Annotated in this window: 10 protein-coding genes and 1 pseudogene; 3 read left to right on the top strand and 8 right to left on the bottom strand. The window is 61.2% G+C overall.

The window, feature by feature from the left end; translation table 11 throughout:
* Positions 1-647: 647 nt before the first annotated feature.
* The 8 genes and pseudogenes from ACVWXD_RS22305 to glnE all read right to left on the bottom strand — a co-directional run bounded on the left by ACVWXD_RS22305 (position 648) and on the right by glnE (position 10,592).
* Positions 648-2,090, bottom strand: a complete 1,443-nt coding sequence (locus ACVWXD_RS22305; RefSeq protein ID WP_339483409.1) for a lipopolysaccharide kinase InaA family protein — start codon at positions 2,088-2,090, stop codon at positions 648-650.
* Positions 2,090-2,842 carry a lipopolysaccharide kinase InaA family protein gene (locus tag ACVWXD_RS22310; RefSeq protein WP_122764219.1) on the bottom strand — a complete coding sequence of 251 codons (753 nt, stop codon included), beginning with the start codon at positions 2,840-2,842 and terminating at the stop codon, positions 2,090-2,092. The genes ACVWXD_RS22305 and ACVWXD_RS22310 overlap by 1 nt, the downstream gene beginning before the upstream one ends.
* Positions 2,839-3,573 carry a lipopolysaccharide kinase InaA family protein gene (locus tag ACVWXD_RS22315; RefSeq protein WP_095186097.1) on the bottom strand — a complete coding sequence of 245 codons (735 nt, stop codon included), beginning with the start codon at positions 3,571-3,573 and terminating at the stop codon, positions 2,839-2,841. The genes ACVWXD_RS22310 and ACVWXD_RS22315 overlap by 4 nt, the downstream gene beginning before the upstream one ends.
* Positions 3,573-4,379 (bottom strand): lipopolysaccharide core heptose(I) kinase RfaP, encoded by an 807-nt coding sequence (gene rfaP, locus ACVWXD_RS22320; RefSeq protein WP_032890375.1) that lies wholly within the window; start codon positions 4,377-4,379, stop codon positions 3,573-3,575. The genes ACVWXD_RS22315 and rfaP overlap by 1 nt, the downstream gene beginning before the upstream one ends.
* A pseudogene (locus ACVWXD_RS22325) lies at positions 4,376-5,501 on the bottom strand (glycosyltransferase family 4 protein). Before ACVWXD_RS22325 ends, rfaP begins: the two are co-directional and overlap by 4 nt.
* Positions 5,501-6,562: a lipopolysaccharide heptosyltransferase I gene (gene waaC / locus ACVWXD_RS22330; protein WP_032890371.1), complete on the bottom strand. Its 1,062-nt coding sequence runs from the start codon at positions 6,560-6,562 to the stop codon at positions 5,501-5,503. Before waaC ends, ACVWXD_RS22325 begins: the two are co-directional and overlap by 1 nt.
* A 1-nt stretch (position 6,563) precedes the next feature.
* A complete protein-coding gene (gene waaF / locus ACVWXD_RS22335; protein WP_179179609.1) occupies positions 6,564-7,598 on the bottom strand; it encodes a lipopolysaccharide heptosyltransferase II in 1,035 nt (344 codons plus the stop codon).
* Positions 7,599-7,652: 54 nt separating this feature from the next.
* Positions 7,653-10,592, bottom strand: coding sequence for a bifunctional [glutamate--ammonia ligase]-adenylyl-L-tyrosine phosphorylase/[glutamate--ammonia-ligase] adenylyltransferase (glnE, locus tag ACVWXD_RS22340; RefSeq protein ID WP_181640236.1), 2,940 nt, complete (start codon positions 10,590-10,592; stop codon positions 7,653-7,655).
* Between the two features lie 383 nt (positions 10,593-10,975).
* Between glnE and aceE the strand changes: the two genes are divergently transcribed.
* The 3 genes from aceE (at position 10,976) to ACVWXD_RS22355 (ending at position 18,282) form a co-directional block, all read left to right on the top strand.
* Positions 10,976-13,621 carry a pyruvate dehydrogenase (acetyl-transferring), homodimeric type gene (gene aceE, locus ACVWXD_RS22345; protein ID WP_032890366.1) on the top strand — a complete coding sequence of 882 codons (2,646 nt, stop codon included), beginning with the start codon at positions 10,976-10,978 and terminating at the stop codon, positions 13,619-13,621.
* 11 nt (positions 13,622-13,632) lie between these two features.
* Entirely contained in the window at positions 13,633-15,285 is a 1,653-nt protein-coding gene (aceF, locus tag ACVWXD_RS22350; RefSeq protein WP_457371332.1) for a dihydrolipoyllysine-residue acetyltransferase, read from the top strand.
* A gap of 303 nt (positions 15,286-15,588) precedes the next feature.
* Positions 15,589-18,282, top strand: coding sequence for a putative bifunctional diguanylate cyclase/phosphodiesterase (locus ACVWXD_RS22355; protein ID WP_032890362.1), 2,694 nt, complete (start codon positions 15,589-15,591; stop codon positions 18,280-18,282).
* Positions 18,283-18,299: the final 17 nt, after the last annotated feature.

The following is an 18,299-nucleotide window of genomic DNA, read 5'->3' on the forward strand; positions in this document are numbered from 1 at the left end:
CAGAGGCCATGCCAGGTTTTTTATCTATAAAAATCAGTCGGATAGAAAATACTGAGTGCGTAAGCGCTGTCGTTCTTCACTCACAAATGCCCAAGCACTGTTGCTGACACAACACTTAAGAAGAGCACCATAACTGTGGTGAGCGGGCTTGCCCCGCGCTGGGCTGCGCAGCGGCCCCAAAACCAGCCGCTGCGATTTACCTGAAGCATTGCGGTGCTTCTAGTGGGGCTGCTACGCAGCCCAGCGCGGGGCAAGCCCGCTCACCACAAGAAGACCGCTCACCACGTGTAAAGCGCTGTCGTTCTTCACTCACAAATGCCCAAGCACTTTTGCTGACACAACACTTAAGGAGAGCACCATAACTGTGGTGAGCGGGCTTGCCCCGCGCGTGTAAGCGCTGTAGTTCTTCACTCACAAATGCCCTAGCACTTTTGCTGACACAACACTTAAGGAGAACACCATAACTGTGGTGAGCGGGCTTGCCCCGCGCTGGGCTGCGCAGCGGCCCCAAAACCAGCCGCTGCGATTTACCTGAAGCATTGCGGTGCTTCTAGTGGGGCTGCTGCGCAGCCCAGCGCGGGGCAAGCCCGCTCACCACAAGAAGCACACTCACCACAGGAAGACAGCTCACCACGGGAAGCACGTGTTCAGTCGATGGTTTTGGGCAGTCGCTGATCAATCAGTTTGTACAACGCACTGTCCTGCGGCCAATTACGCATAAACCGCGCACGATCCTTCGCGTATGCCGTGGCGAAGCTGGCGGCGGAGGTGTGTTGGCACATTGCATCGAGGTCGATCAGCGACCAGCGGTCCTTGTCCCAGAACAGGTTATGGCCCTTGAAATCGCCATGGCTGATGCGTTCGCGGATCAGTTCGGCAAACAGCTTGTCGAGTGCCAGCAGCTCACCTTCCGGTGCATCACCGTGTTCAATATAGGGCGCGAAACGCTCGATGATGTCCGGGCCCGGCAGGTATTCGGTGATCAGATAAGCCCGACTGCGCAGCCACAAAAAGCGCTTTTCCAACACAGCCAAAGGCTTCGGCGTGGCGATACCAAGGAACGCCAGGCGATTGCCTTCGCGCCAGGAATGCCAGGCGCGACTTGGGCGCCAGAAGCGCTTGAGCCAGTGGGCAAAGCCCTTGATGTTGTAGCGCTTGATAACCAGCGGGCGACCGGCTACCTCGACCTTGGCCACGCTCGCGGCACCACCGGTCTTGTACAAGTGGCCCTGGTCGAGCAGCGCATCGGCCTGTTCCAGCACCGGCAGCATCGCGGCCTCTTCTTCGCGACGAATCGCGCGCAAGCCAAAGGCGCCGCGTACCACGCTGAACAACGTGCATTCGCGGCCGACCTTGTTCAAAAAGTCCTTCAAGCGCCAAGCGCTGACCTTGCGCACCTGCTTCTCCAGGGCTTCCAGCGGCAAGGCGTGTTCGCCGTTGCTCAGCAGGTAATACACCAGCAACTCTTCGGTAAACGGCTCAAGGTTTTTCGGCAACTGGGCGAAAAACACGCCGAGGTTTTCCAGCACGCGGTTACGCGACAGCGGCTTGCCGGCCTCTTCGACGCGGATACCGGCACCGTCGATCAGGTACAGCTTGCCGTCCTGGCGCAGCAGGTTGTCCAGGTGCAGGTCTTCCTGCCACAAGCCTTTGGTGTGCATCTGGGCAATCGCGCCCAGTGCTTCGGCGAGCACGGCGGTTTGCTCGTCAGCCAACGGTGGCAGGCCTTCGACGGCATGCCAGGCATCGGCCAGGCTTTCGGCGCCTTCGATAAATTCAAACAGCAGCCAGCCGCCTTCGCCTTCCTGCAGGCCATCGGCGAGCAACAGCGGCGTGGTCAGGCCTTGTTCTGCCAGTAGTCGTACGCCACTCAGTTCACGCTGAAAGTGCCGCGCGGCCTTGCTGCCCACCAGTAACTTGGCCAGCACCGGACGCCCGCGCCAGACTGCCGCGCCCACGTAACGCTCGCCCGGTAACACGCGCAAAAGGCTCAGCAGTTGCAGTTGGCCGGGGCCAGCGGCATCCGCCAGGTCAAGGGTCAGGGGCAGGCTCGGTGTGCGGCCGGCGCTTTTCAGCTCGGACAGGCGCATCAGCGGTTCTCCTTGTGGCTACGCCGAACCGTCAGGCGTTGCAGCCAGGTCGCGACCAGCGCGCTGTCTTCGGGCTGATCGAGGTAGGCCGCCAGCAGTTGACGCACCTGCACGTCCGACCACTGCCGTGCACGACGCAACAACGGTTCCAGGTCCTTGACCCGATCACGCCAGCCGAACAGCAGCGGGCGGGTTTTTTCCAGGTCGATCAACTGCGCGGCATAACCGTCGCCGGTCGCCTGCAGGAAAATATGCTTGGGGTAAAAGCAGCCATGCACCTGGCCGAGGCTGTGCAACCGGCGCGCCAATTGGCCGCACGCCAGCAGGATCGCGCGGTGCTGGGCGTCGCTCAGTTGCGGCCACTGTTCCAGCAATGAATCCAAGTCATTCCAGCCGTCGAGGGCGCGGGTCAGCAGCATTGCGCGGTGTTCACCGGCGACCTTGCGCTCCCCGTAAAACGCCGCCTGCAAGGCCGGTATACCCAGCGTGCGGTAACGACTGATATTGCGAAACTCACGGGAGAAACTCGGCTCGCCCAGCGGTCGGTGCAAGCTGCGCGTGAGGTAGTTGCTCTGGCGCTTTAGGTAATACCCGTGGCCATCGAGCTCCAGACGAAACACGCTACTCCAGCCGCCACGGCTGGTGTTGGGCTCGTCCACCGCGTCCAGTTGCTTGGCCCACAGCGCGTCGAATGTCGCGAGGCCGTGGCGCTCCAGCAAGGCACGGTCTTCAGCCGCCAGAAAATCACTCATTCGCGTCCCTCGAAAAACTTCACTACGTGGCGGATCCGCCGCTTGTCCGAATCGCTCAGGTGCCGACAACCACGGTACTGCATGTAGAAACGCAGACGCTGGGTAGCCGACAGGTGATACTTAGCCACCTTGTCGAGGCAGGCCAAGTCCTTGGTGATGCGGTACTTGAGCCAGAAACCGCGCCAGAAATCGCCGTTAGGGCAATCGATCAGGTACAGGGTCTGCTGGTCGTCGATCAGCAGGTTGCGCCACTTCAAATCGTTATGGGTAAAGCGCTGGTCGTGCATCGTGCGCGTGTACTCGGCGAGTTGGCGGCTGACGACATCGACCCACTTGGGGTCGCGCAGGCGCGCATCTTTACGCTCGGCCACCACCGAAAGATCTTCGGTATTGGGCAACTCACGAGTGATCATCGCACCACGGTCGTAGGCCAGGCCATTGCGCTCCAGGCCCCAAGCCACCACATCGGCGGTGGGAATGCCCCACTTGGCGAAGCGCTTGAGGTTCTGCCATTCGGACTTTACCCGCGGCTTGCCCAGATAACGCCGCAGGCCCTTGCCGGCGCCGGTGTAGCGCTTGACGTAGTAATTGACCCCGCCGCGCTGCACCCGGATCACTTCCGATAACGGATCGCGGGTCAGCCGCTCGCCTTGCAGGGCGAACACCGCGTCGAGGCTTCCAAAATCATCCGCCAGGGCGGCATAAGCAGGTTCCAGGTTCCAACCCGCCATCAGATCGCATCCCCGTAGCGTTGCTTGCGTGCGTACAGCTTGTCGGCCTTGCGCTGCATCAGGCTCAGGGACGCCGATTGCTCGGTCAGGATCTGGCGCAGCGGCTGGCGGAAATAGCCCTTGAGGAAGCGCAGTTTGTCGCGACGGGTCAGGCCGATGTCCAGCGCTGAGTAATACAGTGCCGACAGGTCCTTGTCGCGCCAGCGCAGCGGCAAATGGGCCCGCATTTGGGCGCGGTGCAGGTCGATCACCGAGAGTTTGATGTCACGCGCGTCGATCGGCTTGGACGTGTCCAGCAGGAAGTGGCACAGGTAGCAGTCGCGATGGTTCACGCCGCCCCGGTGCATGTCGCCGACCATGCGCGCCAGCTCTGCGGTGAGGGCGTGACGCAAGGCAGGTGCGGGCGGCTCGGCGGCCCAGTTGAGGGTCACGTCTTCAAGGCTGAGGGTCGGCGCCAGTTCTTCGGTGATGATGAACGAGTGTTGGTCCGCCGGGTTGCTGCCTTTTTCGCCGAAGGCCACGCCGGTCATGGTCGGTACGCCGATCTCCTGCAAGCGGTGAATGGCATCCCATTCCAGGCCGGCGCCCAGTACCGGCAACTTGGCGGTGATCAGGTTCTTGAAGATTTCTGCCCAGCCAATACCGCGATGAATCTTCACGAAATACGGGCGGCCATCCACCTCGGTGCGCAGCGTGCGACGCGCTGCCAGTTCACGGAATACCTGGCCTTGCAGTTTCTCGACTTCGGCGAAAGCATCACGCCCGGCCCATAACGTCTTGAACGGTTCGGCAAGAATCAACTTCATCGTTTTGGCTCCGCCAGAATCACATCCGCAGCGTGCTGCGGCATGCTGTAGAGGTCGGCCGTCTCGGCGAAGGCCAACCCATTGCGGCCCCAGGCCGCGCGCTGTGCAGAATCGGTCAACATTTGCGCGAGGTACTGGTTCAACTGAGCCTGTTCAAACGGCTCGTCCAGCACCAGCCCACTGTCGGCTTCGGCGATGTAGTGCGCATAGCCACACACGGCGGAAACCAACACCGGCAACCCAGCCACCAGGGCTTCGAGCAACACGGTGCCGGTGTTTTCGTTGTACGCCGGGTGGATCAGCAGGTCGGCGCCCAGCAGGAAACGCGGGATATCGCTGCGCCCCTTGAGGAACTGCACGTTGTCGCCCAGCCCAAGAGTGGGCGCTTTGCAGTTGGAATACTTTGGGGTCGTCCTGGCCGATTACAAACAGGCGCGTACGTTTCTTCAGTTCAGAGGGCAACGCGGCCAAGGCTTTCAGGCTGCGGTCGACGCCCTTGGTCTTGAATCCAGAGCCGATCTGCACCAGCAGCAGGTCGTCATCGCCGAGGTTGAATTCCTTGCGGAAACCTTCGCGGATTTCAGCCGCGTTCGGCGGCGCGCGACGGTCCTGGGCAATGCCCGGTGGCAGCAGATGGAAGCGTTCCAGCGGGGTGTCGTAATGCTTGATGAACAGCGGCTGCTGCACCTCGGAGATCATCAGGACTTCAGTCTTGGCGTCCTTGGCGAACACCGCACGCTCGTATTCGGCAAAGTGCTTATAGCGGCCAAAGCTGCGGTACAGCGAATGGCGCAGGTTTTGCGCTTTGTCTTCAAAGCAGCCATCGGCGGCGTAGTACACGTCCAGGCCTGGCATCTTGTTGAAGCCGATCAGGCGGTCCACCGGGCGCTTGGCGAGGTCGGCCTCCATCCACGCACTGAGCTTCTCGTTGCGCTTATGGTTGAAGAACGCCTTGACCGGCGCCACCAGCACTTCGAAGCCGGGCGGGATGTCGCCTTCCCAGATCAGCGTGTAGACACGAATCTGATGGCCGCGCTGCTGGCACTCCAGGGCGATGCGCATGAAGTCGCGCTGCAGGCCACCGAAGGGGAAGTATTTGTACAGAACAAAAGCCAGTTGCATCAGTGCAGCTCCTCAGCCAATAACAACGTGCTCAGCCGGCTTGCCACACGCTCAGGGTTCAGGCGCGTAAAGCACAGGGGCGACTCGCGCTTGATGTCGAACCGACGCAGGTCGTCGGCCGTGGGTTGATAGGTACATTGCTTTTGCAGACACGGTGCGCACGACCAGTCGCTGCCCAAGTGAATCTGGCCCTTGCCGTAAGCGCCGGTCAGGCCGGGGTTGGTGGGGCCGAACAGGGAAATGGTCGGCACGTCCAACGCGGCAGCCAAGTGGCCGAGACCGGTGTCCACCGCGACGCAGGCACGGGCGCCAGCCAATACCCGAGCGACGCCGGCCAGGTTGAGTTTGGGCAGCACTTCGGCGTTGCCCAGGCCTTGGGCCAGGCGTTCGGCGCGGGCTTTTTCGGCGGCATTGCCCCAAGGTAATTTCACGTCCACACCCAAGCGGCCCATGCGCTCAGCCAGCTCGCGCCAATAGGCTTCGGGCCAGTGTTTAGTGTCCCAGGTGGTGCCGTGCAACAGCAGCACAAACGGTTTTTTCGGCGGCAGGCCGAGCAGTTTTTCGGTGCTCAGGCCGTAGTCGCCCAAGCCTTTGGGCAAGTCATAACCCAGCGCCACGGCGAACAGCTGGCGCAGACGCTCCACCGCGTGTTGCCCACGGGCCACGGCCAGGCGTCGCGAGTAGAAGCGCGCCGCAATGGGTTCACGGGCGGAGTTCTTATCGAAGCCCGCTACCGGAGCACGCACATAGCGGGTCAGCCAAGCACTTTTGAGCAGGCCTTGGGCGTCGATCACCAGGTCGTATTTGGTCGACTGGATCTGCTGCTTGAAACGCCGCCACTCGCCGCTTTTGATGGTCTGCCAGAGGTTCTTGCGCCAGCGGCGGATCGCCACCGGGATCACTTTGTCTACGGCCGGGTGCCAGGTCGGGATCTCGGCGAAGCCTTCTTCCACCACCCAGTCGAATTGAATGCCGGGGATCGCCCGCGCCGCGTCGGTGAGTGCCGGCAACGCATGAATCACGTCGCCCAGGGATGAGGTCTTGATTACCAGTACCCGCAACTCAGTGAACCTCGACCGCAGTGCCCTGCAACCGCTGCAAAGCCTCGTTCACCGGCTGTGGCAGCAACTGGCGCATGCAGTTGTAGTGGCCGAAACGGCAAGTACGGTCAAAGCACGGGCTGCATTCAAGGCCCAGGCGCACCACTTCAACCTTGTCGGCCAGGGGCGGGGTAAACCCTGGAGACGTCGAACCGTACACGGCCACCAATGGGCGGTTCAGCGCTGCGGCCACGTGCATCAGGCCGGAGTCGTTGGACACCACCGAATCCGCACAGGACAGCAGGTCAATCGCCTCGGCCAGCGACGTGTCGCCACTCAGGTTCACCGACTCTTCGCGCAGGCCAGGAATCAGGCGCTGGCGAATCTCTTCACCCACCGGATGATCTTTTTTCGAGCCGAACAACCACACCTGCCAGCCTTCGCGAATCTTCATCTCGGCGACTTTGGCGTAGTGCTCCGCCGGCCAGCGCTTGGACTCGCCAAACTCGGCGCCAGGGCACAGGGCAAGCACCGGGCGATCCAGCGTCAGGCCGAACTTGGCCAGGGCCGCGTCGCGGGTTACTGGGTCGATCTGCAGGCTCGGGCGCGGGTACGGCTTGGGCAGCTCCGTGCCTGGCTCATATGCCAACGCCATGAAGCGTTCGATCATCAGCGGGTAGCGCGCCTTATCCAACGTGCGCACATCGTTAAGCAGTACGTAGCGAAACTCGCCTCGCCAGCCGGTGCGCTTGGGGATGCCAGCAAAAAACGGCACCAGCGCCGACTTCAGCGAGTTGGGCAACAGGATCGCCTGGTCATACTGGCCGGCCAGGGATTTGCCGATGCGACGGCGGGTTGCCAGCTCCAGAGCGCCGTGGCCGAGCGGGAAGCTCAAGGCGTTGCGCACTTCGGGCATGCGCTCAAGGATCGGCCGGCTCCACTCAGGAGCGAGCACGTCGATCTGGCAGTCTGGGTGGCGCTGGCGCAAGCACTGGAACAGTGTCTGTGCCATCACCATGTCACCGACCCAACTGGGCCCAACGATCAGAATATTCATGTAGTTTCCACAAACGATGCGGGGAGGCTTATGCCTCCCCGCCCTAATAGTGTTTCAGCTCAACCCCAGCTCCTGCCAGATGCGCATCACCTGTCGCCGTTCGTCGGCGAACTGATCCCCCGCCACCGTACCGGCCTCGTTTTGCAAGGCCTGGCGATGCGCAGCGGAACGGTAGGCCTTATACACCTCGCGCAGCAGGTGGGCATCGGCGGCGGGCATCAACCCCACCTGCTCCAGGCCTTCCAGAATGCGGATATTGTCGGTGTAGCGCAGCAACGATGGGTGCTGGGCAGACCACGCCAAAGCCGCGTATTGCACCATAAATTCAATATCGACGATACCTCCGGCGTCCTGCTTGAGGTCGAACACGGCCGCGGCGTCGAAGGCATTGGCGCCGGTACCGGCTGTGGTGGCCTTGGTGCCCAGGTTGTCACGCATCTTGGTGCGCATCTCGCTGACCTCCTGGCGCAGTTTCGCCAGATCCCGCTCACGCCCCAACACTTTAGCCCGTACCTGCTCGAACGCACGGCCCACATCCTGACTGCCAACCAGCACCCGCGCGCGGATCAGGGCCTGATGCTCCCAGGTCCACGCTTCATTTTGTTGATAGCGATCAAATGCACCCAGCGAACTGACCAGCAAACCGGACGCACCGGAAGGTCGCAGGCGCATATCCACTTCGTACAACTGACCGGAGTTGGTCTGGGTGGTCAGCAGGTGAATGATGCGCTGGCCAAGGCGCGTGAAGAACTGCGCGCCGTCAATCGGCTTGGCGCCATCGGTTTCGGCCTGCGGATCGCCATCATGGATAAACACCAGATCCAGGTCCGAACCATGCCCCAGTTCGATCCCGCCGACTTTCCCATAACCGACAATAATGAACCCAGGATCGCACAGGGTGCCGTCCAGCCGCTGCGGCGAGCCGTGGCGCGCCACGGTCTGGCGCCAGGCCAGGGCCAGCACTTGTTCGAGGATGGCTTCGGCGAGCCAGGTCAGGTAGTCGCTGACTTTCATCAACGGCAGGCTGCCGGCGATTTCCGAAGCGGCCACGCGTAGGCGGTGGGCGAGCTTGAAGTGACGCAGCGCTTCCATCTGCTGCTCAAGGTCGTCCTCGGGGATACGCGTGAGGCGCTCGCGCAATTCGGCGGCCAACTCCGGCGCCAGCGGCGGCTTGAACAGGCGGCCTTCGTTGAGCAACTCGTCCAGCAACAGCGGGAAACGGGTGATCTGCTCAGCAATCCACGGGCTGGCGGCGCACAGGGTCAACAGGCGGCGCAGGGCGTCGGGGTTTTCCGTGAGCAGCACCAGGTAAGCGGAGCGACGGGCGACGGCCTCCACCAGCGGCAGCACGCGCTCCAACACCAGGTCCGGGTTGGCGTGTTCGACCGCCTGGGCCAACAGGCGCGGGATAAACGCATCCAGCCGTTCGCGACCGAGGCGTTGCATCGCACGTAACTGCGGGCTGCCGCGCAAACCAGCCAGGGCCTTGAGCGCCCTGGGCGCGTCAGTGAAGCCGCCTTCGGTCAATTGGCGGCAGGCGGCGTCTTCATCCTGGGACTCTTCCCAGAGCGGCAACCACTCACCGCCCACTACCAACTCGCTTTCTTCGCCCTCTTCTTCATCGGGGTCGGCAATCACTTGGCGGAAGTGCCAGTCCACCCGACCACGCCAGTGCATCAGGCGCTCATGGAATGCGGCCCAGTCGGCAAAGCCCAGCATAAAGGCAATGCGCGCCTGATCTTCCGGAGTGCTCGGAAGCATTTGGGTCTGGCGGTCAGCTATTGCCTGGATGGCATGCTCGGTGTAGCGCAGGAACTCGTAGCCATTGCGCAACTCCGCGATCACCGCCGGCGGCAGGTAACCCTGGCCCTCCAGGGTACCGAGCACTTTGAGCAGCGGGCGTTGTTGCAGGCTGAGGTCGCGACCGCCGTGAATCAGCTGGAAGGCCTGAGCGATGAATTCCACCTCGCGGATACCGCCCGAGCCGAGCTTGATATTGTCGGCCATGCCTTTGCGCCGCACTTCCTGCTGGATCAACTGCTTCATGGTGCGCAGCGCTTCGATGGCGGAGAAGTCCAGGTAGCGGCGGTACACAAACGGTCGCAGCATATCGAGCAATTGCGCACCGGCCACCTGGTCGCCTGCCACTACGCGCGCCTTGATCATGGCGTAGCGTTCCCAGTCGCGGCCCTGATCCTGGTAGTACTGCTCCAGCGCATTGAAGCTGAGCACCAGCGCTCCGGCCGAACCGTAGGGACGCAGGCGCATATCAACGCGGAACACAAAACCGTCGACGGTCATGGGGTCGAGGGCCTTGATCAGTTTTTGACCAAGGCGAATGAAGAACTCCTGGTTATCCAGTGAACGCTTCACGCCCACTGTTTCGCCGCCTTCGGGGTAGGCGAAGATCAGGTCGATATCCGACGAGAGGTTCAGCTCCACCGCGCCGAGCTTGCCCATGCCAAGGATGACCATGTGCTGCGGCTCGCCGCTGCGCCGGCCGGTGGGCGTGCCGAACTGCACGCAGTGGCGTTGGTACAGCCATTGGTAGGCTTGGTCGATGCAGGCGTCAGCCATGTCGGACAGATCACGACAGGTCTGCACCAGATCAGCCTGACGGGTCAGGTCGCGCCAAATAATCCGTACTTGCTGGCGCGTGCGCTGGCGACGCAATACGCGGCCCAGTTCGTCTTCGGTTTCAGCCTGTTGCACAGCGCCTGCAATTTGCCCGCACAGCTCGCCCGGCGCAAAGCCGCGGTCCAGCTCACCCCAGGCCACCAGCTCCAGCAACATCAAAGGGTCACGAACACTCTGTTCAATGACGAAATCACTGGCGGCGCACACCCGGGTGAAGTCGGCCCAGCGTTGCGGCGTCCACGTACAAAGTCCATGATCGTCGTCCAGCGCGGCCACTGCGTCACGAAATGACTGCTCGGCCCGCTGGGCAATTGGGAGGAGAATGGCCGGCAATTCGGCCAGCATTGGAAGGCTCATGGTCTATCCTTGATCGGCGCGTAATGGGCTTGTTGCTGCGAACGCAAGAAGCACGCTCGATGAAGGACTGTCGAACAAAGGTTATAAATAGCTGAAAATTTATAGTTTTTGGCAGACAACATTAAACTTCTACCTTTTCTTGTTCGCAAAAGATCAACAATAACGATTATGCTCACCAGCCAGACCGAGCCATACGCTCGGTCTTGTGTAGTTTTACTACTCGTATATACATTCGAAAGGCTGAAATGGCCGACGATTTGTAGTAAAACTACAGGACGCCGAAGCAACCTTCGGCCATCCAAGAATTTATGTCGTCTGCCCACAAGGCCAGTCGCAAACTTCAGGCAACCGATTCTGGTAGCCTTTCCGCCCTGGAGCAAGCCATGCAAGACCTCGATCCCGTCGAAACCCAGGAATGGCTGGACGCCCTGGAATCGGTTCTCGACAAAGAAGGCGAAGACCGTGCTCACTACCTGATGACCCGTATGGGCGAACTCGCGACCCGCAGCGGCTCGCAACTGCCCTACGCCATCACCACGCCATACCGCAACACCATCCCCGTTACCCACGAAGCACGCATGCCTGGCGACCTGTTCATGGAACGCCGCATTCGCTCGCTGGTACGTTGGAACGCCATGGCGATGGTAATGCGCACGAACTTGAAAGATTCGGACCTGGGCGGTCACATCTCCAGCTTCGCTTCCAGCGCAACCCTGTATGACATCGGCTTCAACTACTTCTTCCAGGCCCCGACCGACGAACACGGCGGCGACCTGATCTACTTCCAGGGTCACACCTCGCCAGGCGTTTATGCCCGCGCGTTCATGGAAGGTCGCATCACCGAAGACCAGATGAACAACTTCCGCCAGGAAGTCGACGGTGGCGGCTTGTCGTCCTACCCGCACCCTTGGCTGATGCCTGACTTCTGGCAGTTCCCGACCGTTTCCATGGGTCTGGGTCCAATTCAAGCGATCTACCAGGCACGTTTCATGAAGTACCTGGAAGCCCGTGGCTTCATCCCTGAAGGCAAGCAGAAAGTCTGGTGCTTCCTGGGCGACGGCGAGTGCGACGAGCCGGAATCCCTGGGCGCCATCTCCCTGGCCGGCCGCGAGAAGCTGGACAACCTGATCTTCGTCATCAACTGCAACCTGCAGCGCCTCGACGGCCCGGTTCGCGGCAACGGCAAGATAATCCAGGAACTCGAAGGCGTGTTCCGCGGTGCTCAGTGGAACGTGACCAAAGTCATCTGGGGCCGTTTCTGGGACCCACTGCTGGCCAAGGACGTTGACGGTATCCTGCAACGTCGCATGGACGAAGTCATCGACGGCGAGTACCAGAACTACAAAGCCAAAGACGGCGCGTTCGTACGTGAACACTTCTTCAACACGCCTGAACTCAAGGCAATGGTTGCAGACCTGTCCGACGACGAGATCTGGAAACTCAACCGTGGCGGCCACGACCCGTACAAGGTCTACGCGGCGTACCACGAAGCGGTCAACCACAAAGAACAACCAACCGTCATCCTGGCCAAGACCATCAAGGGTTATGGCACCGGTGCTGGCGAAGCGAAGAACACTGCGCACAACACCAAGAAAGTCGACGTCGACAGCCTGAAGTTGTTCCGCGACCGCTTCGACATCCCGGTCAAGGACGAAGAGCTGGAAAACCTGCCGTTCTTCAAGCCAGAGCCAAACAGCGCCGAAGCCCGCTACCTGAGCGAGCGCCGCACTGCACTGGGCGGTTTCGTACCACAGCGCCGCGCCAACAGTTTCTCCGTACCGACCCCGGACCTGAGCACCCTCAAGGCCATCCTGGACGGTTCGGGCGACCGTGAAATTTCCACCACCATGGCCTTCGTGCGGATCCTCGCGCAGTTGGTCAAGGACAAGGAAATCGGTCCACGCATCGTTCCGATTATCCCGGACGAAGCCCGTACCTTCGGTATGGAAGGCATGTTCCGTCAGTTGGGCATCTACTCCTCCGTCGGCCAGCTCTATGAGCCAGTCGATAAAGACCAGGTGATGTTCTACAAGGAAGACAAGAAGGGCCAGATCCTCGAAGAAGGCATCAACGAAGCGGGCGCCATGAGCTCCTTCATCGCTGCCGGTACTTCGTACTCCAGCCACAACCAGCCGATGCTGCCGTTCTACATCTTCTACTCGATGTTCGGCTTCCAGCGTATCGGCGACCTGGCTTGGGCAGCAGGCGACAGCCGTACCCGTGGCTTCCTGATCGGCGGCACCGCCGGCCGGACCACGCTGAACGGCGAAGGCCTGCAACACGAAGACGGTCACAGCCACATCCTGGCTGCCACCATCCCGAACTGCCGCACCTTTGATCCAACCTACGGCTATGAGCTGGCGGTGATCATCCAGGACGGCATGAAGAAAATGACCGAAGAGCAGCAGGACGTTTTCTACTACATCACCGTGATGAACGAGTCCTACCAGCAGCCAGCCATGCCGGCCGGTGTCGAGGAAGGCATCATCAAGGGCATGTACCTGCTCGAAGAAGACACCAAGGAAGCAGCGCACCACGTACAGCTGATGGGCTCCGGCACCATCCTGCGTGAAGTGCGTGAAGCAGCGAAGATCCTGCGTGACGAATTCAACGTCGGCGCCGACGTGTGGAGCGTTACCAGCTTCAACGAACTGCGTCGCGACGGCCTGGCCGTAGAGCGCAGCAACCGCCTGCATCCTGGTCAGAAACCCGCGAAGAGCTACGTCGAAGAGTGCCTGGCCGGCCGTAAAGGTCCAGTCATTGCCTCTACCGACTACATGAAGCTGTTCGCTGAACAAATTCGCCAGTGGGTCCCGTCCAAGGAATTCAAAGTCCTGGGTACCGACGGTTTCGGCCGCAGTGACAGCCGTAAGAAGCTGCGTCACTTCTTCGAAGTCGACCGTCACTTCGTGGTGTTGGCAGCCCTGGAAGCCTTGGCTGACCGTGGTGAGATCGAACCTAAGGTGGTGGCTGACGCTATCGTCAAGTTCGGGATCAACCCGGAAAAACGCAACCCACTGGACTGCTGAGGAGATTTTTTGTGAGCGAACTCATTCGCGTACCTGACATCGGCAGCGGTGAAGGTGAAGTAATCGAGCTGTTTGTGAAGGTCGGCGACAAAGTCGAAGCCGACCAGAGCATCCTGACCCTGGAGTCGGACAAGGCGAGCATGGAAATCCCTGCTCCCAAGGCCGGCGTGGTCAAGAGCCTGAAAGTGAAGCTGGGCGACCGCCTGAAAGAAGGCGACGAACTGCTGGAGCTGGAAATCGAAGGTGCCGCTGATGCTGCACCTGCGGCGGCTCCTGCTGCCGCTGCTGCACCAGCGCCTGCCGCTGAAAAGCCTGCCGCTGCAGCCGAGGCCCCTGCGGCCCCGGCTGCTGCACCGGCCGCCGCCTCTGTTCAGGACATTCATGTTCCGGACATCGGTTCGTCGGGCAAGGCCAAGATCATCGAGCTGTTGGTCAAGGTTGGCGACACCGTCGAAGCCGACCAATCGCTGATCACCCTGGAATCCGACAAGGCTTCCATGGAAATTCCTTCGCCGGCTGCCGGCGTGGTGGAAAGCATCGCAGTCAAGCTGGAAGACGAAGTCGGCACCGGTGACTTCATCCTCAAGCTGAAAGTACAAGGCGCCGCACCGGCTGCCGCTCCAGCCCCCGCCGCCGCCGCTCCGGCTGCTGCCAAAGCTGAAGCTGCACCGGCCGATGCACCCGCACCTGCTGCAAAAGCCGAGGCCGCACCGGCTCCAGCTGCTGCTGCACCTGCGCCAAGCGGTGCCAAGGTTCACGCTGGCCCGGCGGTACGCCAACTGGCCCGTGAATTCGGCGTCGAGCTGAACGCTGTGTCGGCCACTGGCCCACATGGCCGCGTGCTGAAGGAAGATGTGCAGGTTTACGTCAAAGCCATGATGCAGAAAGCCAAGGAAGCTCCGGCTGCCGGCGCTGCTACCGGCGGCTCAGGCATTCCACCGATCCCGGTCGTGGACTTCAGCCGCTTCGGCGAGACCGAAGAAGTGCCAATGACTCGCCTGATGCAAATCGGCGCGTCGAGCCTGCACCGCAGCTGGCTGAACATTCCGCACGTTACCCAGTTCGACCAGGCCGACATCACCGACCTGGAAGCTTTCCGCGTTGCGCAGAAAGCCGTGGCCGAAAAGGCTGGCGTGAAACTGACCGTGCTGCCACTGCTGCTCAAGGCGTGTGCACACCTGCTCAAGGAGCTGCCGGACTTCAACAGCTCACTGGCGCCAAGCGGCAAAGCGATCATTCGCAAGAAATACGTCAACGTGGGCTTCGCTGTAGACACCCCTGACGGCCTGCTGGTACCGGTCATCAAGAACGTCGACCAGAAGAGCCTGCTGCAACTCGCTGCAGAAGCGGCTGCGTTGGCTGCCAAGGCCCGCGACAAGAAGCTGACCGCAGACGACATGCAAGGCGCCTGCTTCACGATCTCCAGCCTCGGTCACATTGGCGGCACTGGCTTCACGCCAATCGTCAACGCGCCGGAAGTGGCGATCCTGGGTGTTTCCAAGGCAACCATCCAGCCGGTCTGGGACGGTAAAGCGTTCCAGCCGAAGCTGATGCTGCCACTGTCGCTGTCCTACGATCACCGTGTGATCAACGGCGCGGCCGCTGCACGCTTTACCCAGCGTCTGAGCCAGCTGCTGAACGACATCCGCACCATCTTGCTGTAAGCCAGATCAGGTCTCCCCTTCACCGGGGAGACTTGGTTGCACCGATTTCCGAGCGCCACGCTCGTACCTCAACCCCGTCAATTTGGCGGGGCTTTTTTTGCTTTTCGATACAGACAGAACAGGTTTGTACACCTTCTGTCATCTCGATTGAAGAAATCCCTCGCCCGGCCGATAACCCCCTTATAGCACTTAGCCTTCATCCTCTCTTGTCAGTCTGTGCCGCATGATGCAACCTTGCCACAGGCAACAAAAAAAGAGGGCGTGAGCCCTGCGCCGTGCGCGTTTTTTGAAGTGAGTCTCCCCATGAAAAGCCAACCCGATGTCGCCCGTATGGCGGCCGAGGTAGTGACGCAGTTACCGGTGCCTTCGCGCCTCGGTATGCTGCGTTTCGAGCGGCTTAATGAGGCAAGCTGGGCTCTCCTGTACCTTGACCCCAATTGCGAGCGCCAATTCGGCCTGCCTGCGGTCGAGTTGTGTGCCCTGCTCGGCACGCCCTACGCCAGCCTGATGGAACCCCAGGCCCGCTATCAACTGCACGACATCATCCAGCAGCAATTGACCCAGAGCCCTCATTACCTGGTGCGCTACACCCTGCACACCAGTGACGGCCCCCTGAGCCTGCTGGAAATGGGCGAAGCCTACAAACAACACAATCGCCATCTGCTGCGCGGCTACCTGATGGTGGTCGATGGTCTGTTCAGCGAGCTTCCCTTACCCGTCCCGACCGAGGATCTGGAAAGCCAGAACAGCCGCCTGCAAATCGCCCTGGAGCTGAACCAGCGCGCCCAGCAGGAGCAATTGCAGCACCTGGAACGAGTGCGCGCCCAGCAGGAACTGATCCTGTTGCTGGCCCGCCAGCGCTACACCGCCAACAATTCGCTTCAGGAAGCCGCCGAGCTGATCACGCGCAGCGCCTGCGATATCTACCAGATCGACTGCGCCAGCATCTGGAACCTCGAAGACCAGCGCCTGGTGCCAATCTCGGCTTACCACCGCGACAACCAACAGCACCATCTGCCCGAACCCATCGATGCCAGCCGCTTCCCGGATTATCTGGAAGCCTTGCAAAGCAGCCGCGCTATCGACGCCACCAACGCCATGCGCGATCCGCGCACCCGCGAAATGGCCGAGAATCTGCGCAACAGAGACATCCACGCCATGCTCGATGCGAGCATCCGCGTCGACGGCCAAGTGGTCGGCGTATTGTGCCTGGAGCAGTGCGGCAGCCCGCGTGACTGGCAGGCTGACGAGATCGCCTTCGCCGGCGAGCTCGCGGACCAGTTCGCGCAAGTGATCAACAACCACAACCGCCGTACTGCCACCAGCGCCCTGCATTTGTTCCAGCGTGCGGTGGAGCAAAGCGCCAACGCCTTTCTGCTGGTCAATTGCGACGGCGTGGTGGAGTACGTCAACCCAAGCTTCACCGCGATCACCCAGTACAGCGCCGAAGAAGTCCACGGCCACCGCCTGGCGCAATTGCCCGCCCTGGAAAACCTCAGCGAATTGCTGTTCGACGCCCCATCGAGCCTGGCCAAGAGCAACAGCTGGCAGGGCGAGTTCAAGAGCCGGCGCAAGAACCTCGAACCCTACTGGGGCCAGTTGTCGATTTCCAAGGTGTATGGCGACAACCGTGAGCTGACGCACTACATCGGCATCTACGAAGACATCACCCAGACCAAGCTCGCCCAGCAGCGCATCGAGCGTCTGGCGTATACCGACAACCTGACCAACCTGGGCAACCGCCCGGCGTTTATCCGCAACCTCGATGAACGCTTTGCACGCGACAGCGATAGCCCGATCAGCCTGTTGCTGGTAGACATCGACAACTTCAAACGCATCAACGACAGCCTTGGCCACCAGACCGGCGACAAGCTGCTGATCAGCCTGGCCCGCCGCCTGCGCAACAGCCTGAGTGCCAGCGGCAGCCTGGCGCGCTTTGCCAGTAACGAGTTTGCGGTGTTGCTGGACGACACCGACCTGGAAAGCGGCCAGCAGGTCGCCAGCCAATTGCTGGCGACGCTCGACAAACCGATGTTCGTCGACAACCAATTGATCAGCGTCACCGGTTCCGTGGGCCTGGCCTGCGCGCCGCTGCACGGGCGCGACCCGCAGACCCTGATGCGCAACGCCGGCCTGGCCCTGCACAAGGCCAAGGCCAACGGCAAACACCAGGTTCAGGTGTTTACAGAGGCGCTGAACGCCGAGGCCAGCTACAAGCTGTTCGTGGAAAACAACCTGCGGCGCGCCCTGACCCAGAACGAACTGGACGTGTTCTACCAGCCCAAGCTGTGCCTGCGCAGCGGCCGGTTGCTGGGTATGGAAGCGCTGCTGCGCTGGAATCACCCGGAAAAGGGCATGATCCGTCCCGATCAGTTCATCAGCGTGGCCGAAGAGACGGGGCTGATTATCCCAATCGGCAAATGGATCGCCCGCCAGGCCTGCCGCATGAGCAAGCAACTGAGCGCCGCCGGCATGGGCAACCTGCAGGTGGCGATCAACCTGTCACCCAAGCAGTTCTCCGACCCGGACCTGGTGGCCTCGATTGCCACAATCCTCAAGGAAGAAGAGCTGCCGGCCAACCTGCTGGAGCTGGAGCTGACCGAAGGCCTGCTGCTGGAAGCCACTGAAGACACGCGCCTGCAACTGGATCAGTTGAAGAGTTTTGGCCTGACCCTGGCCATGGACGACTTCGGTACTGGTTACTCGTCGCTGAGCTACCTGAAAAAATTCCCCATCGACATCATTAAGATCGATCGCAGCTTTATCCATGAAATTCCGGACAACCAGGACGACATGGAAATCACCTCGGCCGTGATCGCCATGGCTCACAACCTCAAGCTCAAGGTCGTGGCCGAAGGCATCGAGACCGCCGAGCAACTGGCGTTCCTGCGTCGGCATCGCTGCGACGTGGGCCAGGGCTACCTGTTCGACCGGCCAATCCCCGGCGCAGAGCTGCTTGAGAAGCTCAAACGCTACCCGCGCGGGCCAATCGCCTGACAGCGCGGTAACACTCG

Source organism: Pseudomonas sp. TE3911 (assembly GCF_054062775.1).